This window comes from Pseudarthrobacter sp. 10T415, from assembly GCF_056394175.1.
This window is the reverse complement of record NZ_JBFTHJ010000002.1, coordinates 519508-530895: the sequence shown is the minus strand read 5'-3', so window position 1 is coordinate 530895 and position 11388 is coordinate 519508. Positions and strand designations below refer to the sequence as shown.

General features: G+C 66.5%; 12 protein-coding genes and 1 tRNA gene. 8 read left to right on the top strand and 5 right to left on the bottom strand.

Features of this window, described 5'->3' with window-relative positions:
- Nucleotides 1–24: 24 nt before the first annotated feature.
- From AC1DBN_RS05285 to AC1DBN_RS05270, 4 genes are all read right to left on the bottom strand, one after another.
- The gene (locus tag AC1DBN_RS05285) at nucleotides 25–1050 is read right to left on the bottom strand and encodes an ATP-dependent 6-phosphofructokinase (RefSeq protein WP_091722015.1); all 1026 of its coding nucleotides are present in this window, start codon (nucleotides 1048–1050) and stop codon (nucleotides 25–27) included.
- 192 nt (nucleotides 1051–1242) lie between these two features.
- The gene (locus AC1DBN_RS05280) at nucleotides 1243–1494 is read right to left on the bottom strand and encodes a PspC domain-containing protein (RefSeq protein WP_091722012.1); all 252 of its coding nucleotides are present in this window, start codon (nucleotides 1492–1494) and stop codon (nucleotides 1243–1245) included.
- Nucleotides 1495–1497: 3 nt separating this feature from the next.
- Nucleotides 1498–1797 (bottom strand): hypothetical protein, encoded by a 300-nt coding sequence (locus AC1DBN_RS05275; RefSeq protein ID WP_477722690.1) that lies wholly within the window; start codon nucleotides 1795–1797, stop codon nucleotides 1498–1500.
- Nucleotide 1798: 1 nt separating this feature from the next.
- Nucleotides 1799–3397 (bottom strand): PspC domain-containing protein, encoded by a 1599-nt coding sequence (locus AC1DBN_RS05270; protein ID WP_477722689.1) that lies wholly within the window; start codon nucleotides 3395–3397, stop codon nucleotides 1799–1801.
- Between the two features lie 125 nt (nucleotides 3398–3522).
- On the opposite strand from AC1DBN_RS05270, the gene AC1DBN_RS05265 reads away from it, so the two are divergent.
- A complete protein-coding gene (locus tag AC1DBN_RS05265) occupies nucleotides 3523–5013 on the top strand; it encodes an ATP-binding protein (RefSeq protein ID WP_477722688.1) in 1491 nt (496 codons plus the stop codon).
- Nucleotides 5010–5690 carry a LuxR C-terminal-related transcriptional regulator gene (locus tag AC1DBN_RS05260; protein ID WP_477722687.1) on the top strand — a complete coding sequence of 227 codons (681 nt, stop codon included), beginning with the start codon at nucleotides 5010–5012 and terminating at the stop codon, nucleotides 5688–5690. Before AC1DBN_RS05265 ends, AC1DBN_RS05260 begins: the two co-directional genes overlap by 4 nt.
- Nucleotides 5691–5827: 137 nt before the next feature.
- Here the strand turns inward: AC1DBN_RS05260 and AC1DBN_RS05255 are convergent, their stop codons facing one another.
- Nucleotides 5828–7045: a pyridoxal phosphate-dependent aminotransferase gene (locus tag AC1DBN_RS05255; RefSeq protein ID WP_015937870.1), complete on the bottom strand. Its 1218-nt coding sequence runs from the start codon at nucleotides 7043–7045 to the stop codon at nucleotides 5828–5830.
- Between the two features lie 276 nt (nucleotides 7046–7321).
- Here AC1DBN_RS05255 and AC1DBN_RS05250 point away from each other — a divergent pair.
- The 6 genes from AC1DBN_RS05250 to AC1DBN_RS05225 all read left to right on the top strand — a co-directional run bounded on the left by AC1DBN_RS05250 (nucleotide 7322) and on the right by AC1DBN_RS05225 (nucleotide 11380).
- Nucleotides 7322–7394 (top strand) — tRNA-Trp (locus tag AC1DBN_RS05250).
- An 83-nt stretch (nucleotides 7395–7477) separates the two neighbouring features.
- Nucleotides 7478–7762, top strand: coding sequence for a preprotein translocase subunit SecE (secE, locus tag AC1DBN_RS05245; protein ID WP_043794078.1), 285 nt, complete (start codon nucleotides 7478–7480; stop codon nucleotides 7760–7762).
- 114 nt (nucleotides 7763–7876) lie between these two features.
- The gene (gene nusG, locus AC1DBN_RS05240) at nucleotides 7877–8680 is read left to right on the top strand and encodes a transcription termination/antitermination protein NusG (protein ID WP_477722686.1); all 804 of its coding nucleotides are present in this window, start codon (nucleotides 7877–7879) and stop codon (nucleotides 8678–8680) included.
- A 128-nt stretch (nucleotides 8681–8808) separates the two neighbouring features.
- Nucleotides 8809–9240: a 50S ribosomal protein L11 gene (gene rplK / locus AC1DBN_RS05235; protein ID WP_003803853.1), complete on the top strand. Its 432-nt coding sequence runs from the start codon at nucleotides 8809–8811 to the stop codon at nucleotides 9238–9240.
- A gap of 178 nt (nucleotides 9241–9418) precedes the next feature.
- Entirely contained in the window at nucleotides 9419–10126 is a 708-nt protein-coding gene (gene rplA / locus AC1DBN_RS05230; RefSeq protein WP_015937867.1) for a 50S ribosomal protein L1, read from the top strand.
- Nucleotides 10127–10237: 111 nt separating this feature from the next.
- A complete protein-coding gene (locus tag AC1DBN_RS05225) occupies nucleotides 10238–11380 on the top strand; it encodes an N-acetyltransferase family protein (protein WP_477722685.1) in 1143 nt (380 codons plus the stop codon).
- Nucleotides 11381–11388: the final 8 nt, after the last annotated feature.

Sequence of the window (11388 nt, the reverse complement as noted above, 5' to 3'; positions counted from 1 at the left end):
GCCCGGCCGGGCATTGCGCTGTGCTTAGCCGAAGAGGACTGCGGCTTCGTCGTACCGGTTCTGCGGCACGGTCTTGAGCTGGCCCAGGGCTTCCTCGAAAGCGACGTGCTGGATGTCGGTGCCCTTGAGCGCCACCATGGTGCCCCAGAAGCCCTCAACCACTGAGTCGATGGCGGCCATGCCCAGGCGCGTGGCGAGGACGCGGTCGAAGGCCGAGGGGACGCCGCCGCGCTGGATGTGGCCCAGGATGGTGGCGCGGGTTTCGATGCCGGTACGGGCTTCCAGTTCGGGCGCGAGCTGGTCGGCGATGCCGCCCAGGCGGGGCCGGCCGAACGTGTCCAGGCCGCGCTCGGAGTGCGGGGATTCCATGTGCTCGGGCACGAACCCTTCGGCCACCACCACCAGCGGCGCGCGGCCGCGGGCGTGGGCTTCGTTTACCCAGTCGGTGATCTGCTCGATGCTGACCTTCTGCTCCGGAATGAGGATGGCGTGGGCGCCGGCCGCCATGCCGGCGTGCAGGGCAATCCAGCCCACGTGCCGGCCCATGACCTCGGCGATCATGCAGCGGTGGTGGGATTCGCCGGTGGTCCGGAGCCGGTCGATGGCCTCGGTGGCGATCTGTACGGCGGTGTCGAAGCCGAAGGTGTAGTCGGTGGCGTCGAGGTCGTTGTCCACGGTCTTGGGGACGCCCACGATCTTCAGTCCGGCGTCGGTCAGGCGCTTGGCCGCGGCGAGGGTTCCCTCACCGCCGATGGCGATGATCGCGTCGATGCCGAGGCGGTCCATGTGGGCTTTGATGACCTCGGGGCCGCCGCCGTTTTCGAACGGGTTGGTGCGGGACGTGCCCAGGATGGTGCCGCCCTGCTTGGCGATGCCGCGCACCATGGTGCGGGGGATGTCGATGATGTCGCCCTCCACCACGCCGCGCCAGCCGTCGAGGAATCCGACGAACTCGTGGCCGTGGATGGCGATACCCTTCAGCACGGCGCCGCGGATGACCGCGTTCAGTCCGGGGCAGTCGCCACCGCTGGTGAGGATTCCAATTTTCATGTTTCGGCTCAAATCCTGGAAGAGGGTCTACTGGCAGAGCGCCACGCTGAGCTCACCTAGAAGTGTAGTGGGAGGTGTGGGGTACGACACAAACCCGTTACACGCGGTACACCGCCTGCATGGGCGCCTGCCGGGCACGGCAAAGGCTCCCGCCGTAGTAAACGGCGGGAGCCTTCGGCTGTCACCAGCGGGTCAGCTGAGGGACCGGCGCTCCAGGAATGCCTGCAGCGGAATCACGTTCCGCTGGTCCGGAAGGATGCCCCACGCCAGGAGGTAGAAAACCACCGCGGGTCCGGGGAGGAGGCAGAACACGAGGAACGCGATGCGGACAAAGGCCACGTCCACGTTCGTTTTAGCGGCGATCCCGCCCAGGACGCCACCCACCCAGCGCTGCGGGCCGCGTTGCAGGCCGAAGCCCCTGACGATGCTGAAAAACTTGTCCATGGTTCAAGACTTCCCTGTTGTCGGTTGGTTGTCACGTTTCCGGGCGGAAAGGAGGCCGCCCATCACCAGTGCGGCGCCGGCTCCGATCATGAGCCCGATCAGGACGTACGTGGCGTTGAGGGTCACGATGCCCAGCTGGGCAACGATGATCAGGGCGGCGAGGGCCAGGACGATCAGGCCCCACACCACCGTCCCCACCCTCGTGGTGGAGGTACCGGCAGGGTCTGAGCCCGCCGTCGTCGTGCTGTCCGGGTAGTAGCCGCTGCGGCCCGTGGGATCCGGTGCCGGGTTACTGGTGCTCATCTCAATTGCCTTCCTGGATGGTGACGTTGCTGAAGGTGCCGTCGATCTGGACCACCAGATGGCTGCCGGGCCGGTCGGAGTTATAGGTGCTTTCCCGGGTGGTGGTTCCGCCGCGCTGGCCCGAGGCCTCGTTGAGGTTGCCCATGGTCATGTCCGCCTTGATGTCCACGGGGACGTCCTCCGGGATCACTACGGTCACGTTGCTCGCGGTGATGTCCAGGGGAATCACGACGTCGGAGCGCAGCGGGGTGCCTCCGGCGAGGTTTGTCAGGTCCACGGTTCCGCGTCCCGCGGTGATGTCGAAGCCGCGCGTGGCTTCCGTGATGCTGGCCGGTGCCCAGTCCACCTGCTGGAAGCGCATCCTGTCGCCGTTGCCCACCACGTTGTACACGCCGCCCGCTATCAGCGCCACCACGGCGAAGAAGCTCAGGATGCCGGCGGTCCTGCCGCGCAGGCCGGCGATGAGGATGCCGAGGCCCAGGACGGCTGCGGCGCTGGCCCAGACGATGGCGTTGGCGGAGTCGCCCAGGTCGATGACGTTGGTGACGTCGAGTGCCTTGAGGCCGCCGCCCACCAGCAGTGCCGATCCGGCGGCGACGGCCACTGCAGGAGCGCCGGGCCCGGCCGGCCGTGGTTTCGGGGTGCGCTGCGGTGCGGGGGCGCCGCCGTAGGGGCCACCGCCCTGGAATCCGCCGCCGGCACCGGAGCCACCGCCGGAATAGCTGCTGCCACCGTAGTCAGGCATGGAGGGCGAAGCCGGGCCTGCTCCATACGAGGTGCCCGTGGAGGAGAACGGCGCGGTCCCCGGATTTCCGGCTGCGTAGGCGGTACCTGAGGCGCCGGCTGCCCCCGGCGTCCCGTAGGCGCCGGGGGTGCCGTAAGCGGCCGCGTGCGGGGAGGCCATCGCGGGCCGGCCCGCCTTGTTGCGCTGCGAGAGGTAGTAGATGAGGTAGATGGCGCCGCCCACCCAGAAGACCGTCCAGAGGAAGCCGCCGAAGCCGTTGTGCGACCAGCCCCAGAAGCCGCCGCCCAATCCGGTCAGGCCCAGGATCGTGGCGATCAGGGACCCTGTCATCCCGGTGGTCCACCGGCCCGCGGCGGCCTCCTGGACGTGGATCCGTCCGTCGGGCTCCGGGAGCAGCGCCCATGCGAGGCCGTACACCAGCACGCCGATGCCGGCGAACAGGGTCAGGACGATGAAGACGCCGCGGATGATCAGCGGGTCTACGCCCAGCTTCTGCGCGATGCCGCTGGAGACGCCGCCGATCCACCGGTCACGGCCACGCTGGATGCCATGGCCGCGGATCCAGGAGAAGAAATCGGCTTCGCCCGGGGCGGCGTGTGCGGTGCCGGGACGCCCTGTGTACGCCTGTCCGGCCCCGGGGAGGTCGGCATCGGGGAGACCAGCGCCGGGGACCTCGGTGCGGGGCAGTTCAGTGCCGGGCTGGCCTGCAGGTGGCTGGCTGGATTCGGAGGCCCGCAGGCCCTCGGACGGGTCCGGCGTGGTCGGCGCGGACGGCAGGGGTTCGGTGGGCCGCGGTGCGCCGGGCAGAGGCTCGGTGGGCTGGCCGTCGTCGGGGAGGGGGGTCTGCGAGTTCATACCTCAATCCTTCCGCCCAGCCCCGTCTGCGCTCTACTGGGGGATACCCTGAGCGGTCCCTGAGTTGCCCCCGGTTCCCGCCGGATCCGGGTCCGGGAAACCCTGATCCATGCTTGGATTGACCCATGACAACCGTCCCCGCCAGGCCCCCTTTGGCCCGCAGCAGCGACCGCGTGATTGCCGGTGTCTGCTCGGGCCTGGCCGTACATCTGGGCTGGCCGGTGAAGAACGTCAGGGTAGGCATGGCGCTGTCAACGCTCGCGGGCGGGGCCGGCCTCGTCTTTTACGCGTGGCTGTGGATCATGGTTCCCACCGCGGATGAGGCCGCCCGGCGCAATGCCCGGCGGCCGGCGTCGCCCATTGCCCCTGCGGTGAGCCAGGCACCGGCGGCCGCCGCGTCCAACACACCTGCGTCGTCGCTTCCTGCTCCACCCGGCCCGGCACCCTTTGGCCAGCCACCGTTTGGCACGGCAGCCTTCAGCCAAGTGCCATTGAGCCCGCCACCCTCGAATCAGAAATCCTGGAGCCAGCCACCGTTGGGCCAGGCGTCCGATGGCGGCGCTCCCCAGGGTGCGGACCGCCCGGGACCGCACCGCGTGCCAAGGCCGGCCGAGGCGCCATGGTTCCGCTGGCAGAGCATGAAGTACGGCAAGGAAATCCTCCTCGGCTGCGGGCTGCTGCTGGTGGCCGGCATCATGATCGCGCAGTTGCTTGGCGTCGATGTGCCGCTGGGAACACTTATCCCTGCCGCCGCCGTCCTGGGCGGCGCGTCCATCGCATGGATGCAGCTGGACGAAACGCGGCGGGCCGGGCTGGTGGACAAGACCAAGGCGGACCAGGCCGGCGGCTGGGCAAGGCTCGCGGCCGGACTGGCGCTGGTGGTTGCCGGCGTGCTGGTGATGGTGTCCGGTTCCGGCTCGTGGGAGCAGACCTGGCTGGCGCTGCTGGCCTCCGTCGCGGTCCTGGGCGGCGTGGTCCTGGTCCTGTTGCCGTGGGCGCTGAAGTTCTGGCGGGATTTGGAGACGGAGCGTGCCGGCAGGATCCGGGAGACCGAACGCGCCGAGATCGCCGCGCACCTGCACGATTCGGTGCTGCAGACGCTCGCGTTGATCCAGCGCCGGGCCGGCAGCGAGCACGACGTCGTCCGGCTGGCCCGGGCGCAGGAACGCGAGCTCCGCGGCTGGCTGTTCCAGGACCCCGGCAGGGAAGCAGGCCAGCTTTCGGACCGGATCAAGGCCGTGGCAGCCGAGGTGGAAGACCTCCTGGGCAATGCCGTGGAGGTGGTCAGCGTCGGCGATGCCGCCATGACCGAAGGGCACGAAGCCATGGTCCAAGCAGGCCGGGAAGCCATGCTGAACGCCTCCCGGCACGGTGGGGGCGCCGTCTCCGTGTACCTCGAAGCATCGGACGGCCAGGCCGAAATTTTCATCAAGGACCGCGGTCCAGGGTTCGAACTGGCCGATGTGCCCGAGGACCGGCTGGGCGTGCGGGAGTCCATCATCGGCAGGATGAAGCGGCACGGCGGATCGGCCGCCATCCTCAGCACCGGGGACGGCACGGAGGTCCGCCTCCGGCTGCCGGCTGCAAGCACGGACAACGTGGAAGGAAAGTCATGAACGTCAACCAGGGGGCAGCCGCGCAGGCCGCCAACTCCGTCCGCGTGGTCATCGTGGACGACCACGCCATCTTCCGTTCCGGGCTCAAAGCCGATCTCGATGCCAGCATCCACGTGGTGGGGGAGGCCGCCACCGTGGAGCAGGCCATTGCCGTCATCGCCGAACAGCGGCCCGACGTCGTGTTGCTGGACGTGCACCTTCCCGGCGGGTTGGGAGGCGGCGGGCGTGAGGTCATCGCAGGGTCGGTTCCGCTGCTGGGCGCCACCCGTTTCCTGGCCCTCAGCGTTTCCGATGCCGCGGAGGATGTCGTGGCAGTGATCCGGGCGGGAGCCAGGGGCTACGTCACCAAGACCATCTCCGGGGCCGAGATCACCGACGCGGTGTTCAGGGTTGCCGGCGGGGACGCCGTCTTCTCACCGCGCCTGGCAGGGTTCGTTCTGGATGCTTTCGGGACCGCTCCGGCGGACATCGCCGACGACGAGCTGGACAAGCTCTCCGCCCGCGAGCTTGAGGTCATGCGCCTGATCGCCCGCGGGTACAGCTACAAGGAGGTGGCCAAGGAGCTCTTCATCAGCATCAAGACGGTGGAAACCCACGTTTCCGCCGTCCTGCGGAAGCTCCAGCTCTCCAGCCGGCACGAACTCACCAAGTGGGCCGCAGAGCGCCGCCTCCTCTAACCCAACGCGCGCTCACATCATGTGGTTATTCCTTCATTGCGCGCTCACTTCCGGCGGGATAAAAGCAAACGCCCGCTCACTCTCTTGAGAAGAGTGAGCGGGCGTTTGGGTTTATGACACCAAAAGTGAGCGGGCGTTTACTGGGCCTTGCCGAGGAAATCCTGCAGGCGCTGCACGCCGGTGGCGAGGTCGTCGTCGCCCAGGGCGTAGGAGAGGCGCAGGAAGCCGGACGGGCCGAACGCCTCGCCCGGAACCACTGCCACTTCCACCTCGTCCAGGATCAGGGACGCCAGCTCAGCCGAGGTCTGCGGCGTGGCGGTGCCGGCGGCCGTGGGGAACTCCTTGCCCAGCAGCCCGCGGACGTCCGCGTATACGTAGAAGGCGCCCTTCGGCGTCGGGCATTCCACGCCTTCAATGGCGTTGAGACCGGCCACGATCGCCTTCCGGCGGCGGTCGAAGGCCACCTTCATCTCATCGACAGCGGTCAGCGGGCCGGAGACGGCGGCGAGGGCGGCGATCTGCGGAATGTTCGACACGTTGGAGGTGGCGTGCGACTGCAGGTTCGTGGCGGCCTTGATAACATCCGCCGGGCCGATCATCCAGCCGACGCGCCATCCGGTCATGGCATAGGTCTTGGCCACACCGTTGAGGATGACCACCTTGTCGCCGAGTTCGGGAACGGCCGTGGCGATGGAGGTGAACGGAACGCCGTCGTAGGTCAGGTGCTCGTAGATCTCGTCGGTCACCACCCAGATGCCCTTCGACGCTGCCCACTTGCCGATCTCGGCCACCTGCTCAGGGGAGTAGACGGCGCCGGTGGGGTTCGACGGCGAGACGAACAGGAGGATTTTGGTCCGGTCCGTCACGGCTGCTTCGAGCTGCTCGACAGTCACCAGGTAGCCCTGCTCCGGCCCCGCAAAAACCTCGACGGGCACGCCGCCGGCCAGCCGGATTGCTTCAGGGTAGGTGGTCCAGAACGGGGCGGGGACAATGACCTCGTCGCCGGGATCCACCAGGGTGGCGAACGTGTTGTAGACGGCCTGCTTGCCGCCGTTGGTCACCAGCACCTGGGAGGGGTCGACGGCGTATCCGGAGTCCCGGAGCGTCTTCTCGGCGATGGCCTTCTTCAGTTCGGGAAGCCCGCCTGCGGGGGAGTAGCGGTGGTACTTCGGCTGCCCCGCGGCCTCAATGGCAGCCTGGACGATGTAGTCCGGGGTGGGGAAATCCGGCTCGCCTGCGCCGAAGCCAATCACCGGACGCCCAGCAGCCTTCAGCGCTTTCGCCTTGGCATCAACGGCCAGGGTGGCGGATTCGGCAATTGCGGATATGCGCTGGGAAACGCGGGCGGCAGACATGGCAGGTCCGTTCTACGCTTGCAGCCGGATGGCTGGAATGTGGGATTCGACGTTTTCTACTCTATGCTGTTCACCGGACCCTCCGGGGTGCCGGATGTGAAATGTGACTGGCCCGCCAGGCACGGACACACCGGCTTGCGGAGGGGCTGGAACGGGTCGGTTTTACGAACGCGAAGATGTTGCCGTAGACTGATTCACCGGTGTTGAAACACAGATGATGGCGTGCGCCCCAGTGAAAGCTGGTGAATCGCCGTTGCTGGTTGGTTTTCACTCCATAGGGTAGTGGCGCAATTGGTAGCGCAGCGGTCTCCAAAACCGCAGGTTGCAGGTTCGAGTCCTGTCTGCCCTGCGCAAGCTGCCCCGGGCAATAAATCCGGGGCAAGCGCAGCAACCATGGTTCTGATCAGGGCCGGGTAATCCACCATTGCAAAGATGAGCGAGGACCAGGTGACCGAAACAGCTGCCAGCAGCTCCAAGGGCCGCCCAGCTAAGAAGGATGCCAAGGCAAACATCTTCGCCCGTATTGCACTTTTCGTCCGCCAGATCATCGGCGAACTGAAGAAGGTCGTTGCCCCCACCCGCAAGGAACTGATCAACTACACGCTCGTGGTGCTGGTGTTCGTGGCCATCATGATGGTCATCGTCAGCCTGCTGGACATCGGTTTTGGAACTGCTGTCGGCTGGCTCTTCGGCGGGACAGGCCCCACGGACAACTAAGGCTGCAGGGTCCGCAGGCTGCGCGCTCCATCCGGGAAACCGGAGGGGAGCGCCGGTGTGCGGAATTGAGCCATTTAAATAGGCATGTTAGGCAATGAGGAAGCAGGAGACCAAGTGTCTGAGCAGGAGCTCGAGGTAACCGGGACTGAGCAGGAAGAGGCCGTGGACATCACCGCAGAAATCGGTGAAGAGTCTGAGGTTGAGTCCTCTGCGCCCGAATCCGATGACGCCGATGCCGACGCGGAGGCTGACAGCGACGCAGAGTCCGGCGATGCCGACGCTGACGCCCTCGCCGCCGCGGCAGCCGCCGCTGCCGTTGACCCGGCAGATGAATTTAAGGCCAAGCTGCGCCGCCAGGAAGGTGACTGGTACGTCATCCACTCCTACGCCGGTTACGAAAACCGCGTGAAGGCCAACCTTGAGACCCGCATCCAGACCCTGGACATGGAAGATTACATCTTCGAGATCCAGGTGCCCATGGAAGAGGTCGTCGAGATCAAGAATGCCCAGCGCAAGGTCATCAACCGCGTTCGCATTCCCGGCTACGTCCTGGTCCGCATGGACCTGACCGACGCCTCCTGGGGCGCCGTCCGCCACACTCCCGGTGTCACCGGCTTCGTGGGCAACGCCCACAACCCCGTGCCGCTGCGCCTCGATGAGGTCTTCTCCATGCTCGCGCCGGTCTTCGAAGAAGAGCAGGCCGAGAAGGGCAAGCCGGTCAACAAGCAGCACCAGGCGCCGGTGGACGTCGACTTCGAGGTCGGCGAGTCCGTCATCGTCAAGGAAGGCCCGTTCGAAACCCTTCCCGCCACGATCTCCGAGATCAAGGTCGAATCCCAGACCCTCGTGGTGCTGGTTTCCATCTTCGAGCGCGAAACGCCGGTCACCCTGGCGTTCAACCAGGTCACCAAGATCTGATTTTCCGAGAATTCGTTCCGGCGCGGCCCGCTTAGCGGCTCCGGAACGGCAGGCCGCCTTGCCATGGCGGCCAAAAACCTGGGCCACGCTCCTGTGCCCCAGGAAGTTATTGAGAGAAGGACCCTACATTGGCTCCCAAGAAGAAGGTCACCGGCCTCATCAAGCTGCAGATCCAGGCAGGTGCCGCTAACCCGGCCCCGCCGATCGGTCCTGCACTTGGTCAGCACGGCGTCAACATCATGGAATTCTGCAAGGCGTACAACGCTGCAACGGAAGCCCAGCGCGGCAACGTCATCCCCGTGGAAATCACCGTCTACGAGGACCGTTCCTTCACGTTCATCACCAAGACCCCGCCGGCTGCAGAGCTCATCAAGAAGGCTGCAGGCGTAGCCAAGGGTTCGGCTACCCCGCACACCGTCAAGGTTGCCAAGCTGACCCAGGCACAGGTCAACGAGATCGCCTCCACCAAGATGGAAGACCTCAACGCCACCAGCCTCGAAGGCGCAGCGAAGATCATCGCCGGCACTGCCCGCTCCATGGGTATCACCGTCGAGGGCTAATACCCCTACCGCCGCCTGACGCCGCGCATCAGCATGGCGCCGAGTGGCACCGCCGGAATTCCGGCACCACCAACAATTGAAATGCCGTTCATCCGGGACGAATAACCGTCCGGATCACCGGCTGTGGCAGGGCCCAGCGCGGTCCGCAGACCACAACTGCACAAGGAGAAAGAGCAGCATGGCAAAGCGCAGCAAAGCATATGAGGCAGCAGCCGCCAAGATCGACGCGGAGAAGTCCTACGCGCCGTTCGAGGCAGTGACCCTCGCCAAGGACACCAACCCGTCCAAGTTCGACGCCACCATCGAGGTTGCTTTCCGCCTCGGCGTGGATCCCCGCAAGGCTGACCAGATGGTCCGCGGTACGGTCAACCTGCCCCACGGCACCGGTAAGACCGCCCGCGTCCTGGTCTTCGCCACGGGCGACAAGGCCGAGGCAGCAATCGCAGCCGGCGCTGACTTCGTTGGCTCCGACGACCTGATCGAAAAGATCGCCGGCGGCTGGACCGACTTCGACGCCGCTGTTGCCACCCCTGACCTCATGGGCAAGGTTGGCCGCCTCGGTAAGGTTCTGGGTCCCCGCAACCTGATGCCGAACCCCAAGACCGGCACCGTGACCCCCGACGTCACCAAGGCTGTCAACGACATCAAGGGCGGCAAGATCGACTTCCGCGTCGACAAGCACTCCAACCTGCACTTCATCATCGGCAAGGTGTCGTTCGACGCCGTCAAGCTCGCTGAGAACTACGCAGCAGCACTGGAAGAGGTGCTTCGCCTGAAGCCTTCCGCTTCGAAGGGCCGCTACATCCAGAAGGCCACCGTTGCCACCACCTTCGGTCCCGGCATCTCCGTGGACCCGAACGTCACCAAGGTGCTCACCGAGGCCTAAGCCTTACAGATCATCTGCCCGGATTAGTCCGGAGCATTGAAAACCGCCCGGCGCGCATGCGCCGGGCGGTTTTTGCTTAACTTGTTCCCGCCTTCTGCCTAAGCTGGGGAAATGCCCGGGACACCGCTTCCCCTCCCGCCGGACGCGGTCGCCGCCGGCATCACCATCAGTCCCGTGGACATCCCCGTGCGGGGGAACCGAACGCAACCGCCGGGCGTCGTACCTTCCGAAGACTTCCGTGCATGCCATGCCCTGCGCGAAACCCACGAACTCTCCCTCTGGGGCAACCTGGACCGGTGCCCCACGCTGGCCGAGTCGCTGGAATTCTGGCGGGGGAACCAGTACGAGGAACGGCACCTGTTTCTGGCCAGCCGCGACGGCAGTCCTGCGGGGCTGTGCTCGGTGACCCTGCCACTGCGGGAGAACACTGATACCGCGGGAATTGATGTGCTGGTCCACCCCGCCCAAAGGCGGCAGGGCGTTGGCCGCACGCTGCTGGAGTTCGCCGAAGCCGTGGCCCGCCGCCAGGGACGCACCTCATTGGACGGCTACCACGAGATCCCGCTGGACCGCGTCGGCCCGGATGCGGCCATGTTGCCTGCGAAGTCCGGTTCAGGTGCGCTGCCCCTCGCCGACCCCGCTACCGCCTTTGCCTCGGCGGCCGGCTACACGCTTGAACAGGTGGAACGGTCCAGCCGGCTGGACCTGCCCGTACCGTCAGGGTTGATGACCCGGCTTGAGGCCGAAGCCGCCGCCCGGGCCTCCGCCTACACAGTGGTTCTCTGGGACGATCAGAGCCCCGACGAATTTGTTGCCGGCTTCGCAGCGCTGAAGGAGACCATGAGCACCGATGTCCCCACTGCAGGCCTGGGCTGGGAACGGGAGGACTGGGATCCGGCCCGGGTTCGTGACGAGGAGGCCACCATGGTCCGCGGCGGTGCGCAGTCCGTGGTGGCAGCGGCCCGGCACCGCGGGACGGGTGAACTGGTTGCCTACACGGTCCTGAACTGGCGTCCGGAAGTACCGGGATCCGCCACCCAGCAGGACACGCTGGTGGCCGGGCCGCACCGCGGACACCGGCTGGGCATGCTGGTCAAAGCCGCAAACCTGGGCCGGGCGCAGGCCAGATGGCCTTCGGTCCGCTCGGTTTTGACGTGGAACGCCAGCGAAAACCAGCATATGCTTTCGATTAATATTGCGCTTGGATTCAGGCCTGCCGGCTATGAAGGGGAGTGGCAGAAACGGCTGGGATGATGCCCCGT

Coding starts and splice junctions, on each gene's coding strand:
- AC1DBN_RS05270 (WP_477722689.1), bottom strand. CDS start 3,397: ATGAACTCGCAGACCCCCCTCCCCGACGACGGCCAGCCCACCGAGCCT.
- AC1DBN_RS05285 (WP_091722015.1), bottom strand. CDS start 1,050: ATGAAAATTGGAATCCTCACCAGCGGTGGCGACTGCCCCGGACTGAAC.
- AC1DBN_RS05260 (WP_477722687.1), top strand. CDS start 5,010: ATGAACGTCAACCAGGGGGCAGCCGCGCAGGCCGCCAACTCCGTCCGC.
- AC1DBN_RS05275 (WP_477722690.1), bottom strand. CDS start 1,797: ATGAGCACCAGTAACCCGGCACCGGATCCCACGGGCCGCAGCGGCTAC.
- AC1DBN_RS05265 (WP_477722688.1), top strand. CDS start 3,523: ATGACAACCGTCCCCGCCAGGCCCCCTTTGGCCCGCAGCAGCGACCGC.
- secE (WP_043794078.1), top strand. CDS start 7,478: ATGAGCGAGGACCAGGTGACCGAAACAGCTGCCAGCAGCTCCAAGGGC.
- rplA (WP_015937867.1), top strand. CDS start 9,419: ATGGCAAAGCGCAGCAAAGCATATGAGGCAGCAGCCGCCAAGATCGAC.
- AC1DBN_RS05280 (WP_091722012.1), bottom strand. CDS start 1,494: ATGGACAAGTTTTTCAGCATCGTCAGGGGCTTCGGCCTGCAACGCGGC.
- AC1DBN_RS05255 (WP_015937870.1), bottom strand. CDS start 7,045: ATGTCTGCCGCCCGCGTTTCCCAGCGCATATCCGCAATTGCCGAATCC.
- AC1DBN_RS05225 (WP_477722685.1), top strand. CDS start 10,238: ATGCCCGGGACACCGCTTCCCCTCCCGCCGGACGCGGTCGCCGCCGGC.